At 66.8% G+C, this 449-nt stretch carries 1 protein-coding gene; it reads left to right on the top strand.

Annotation, left to right across the window (positions count from 1 at the left end):
* Nucleotides 1–31: 31 nt before the first annotated feature.
* The coding region (locus CAPSK01_RS02360; RefSeq protein ID WP_034921973.1) for a chemotaxis protein CheW at nt 32–449 on the top strand (418 nt) is incomplete at its 3' end.

Below are 449 nucleotides of genomic sequence, written 5' to 3'. Positions count from 1 at the left end.
ACTTCGAACGTTTCTGAGAAAGGGTCGAGCCATGCGCGAGAATACGCCCCCCCGTCCGGCCGGCGGCCCGGTCAATGCCGTCGCCCGGCGCGCCGCGGCCGCCCTCGACGCGGCCCAGGCCGCCGCCGACGGGCCGCAGCAATACCTCACCTTCCTGCTCGGCGGCGAGATGTTCGCCGTCGGCATCCTCAACGTCAAGGAAATCATCGAGTACGGCAACTTGACCGAGATCCCGATGATGCCGCCCTTCCTCCGCGGCGTCATCAACCTGCGCGGCGCCGTCGTGCCGGTGATCGACCTGTCGGCGCGCTTCGGCCACGCGAAGAGTGAAGTCGGCAAACGGACCTGCATCGTCATCGTCGAGGTCAGCGAAGGCGATCTGCGCCACGACATCGGAATCCTGGTCGATGCGGTCTCGGAAGTGATCGAGATCCCCGGCAGCGAGATCG

This window comes from Candidatus Accumulibacter vicinus, assembly GCF_000584955.1.
GTDB classification, from domain to species: domain Bacteria; phylum Pseudomonadota; class Gammaproteobacteria; order Burkholderiales; family Rhodocyclaceae; genus Accumulibacter; species Accumulibacter vicinus.
Note: the sequence above shows the minus strand (reverse complement) of the source record. Positions and strands in the feature narration are given on the sequence as shown.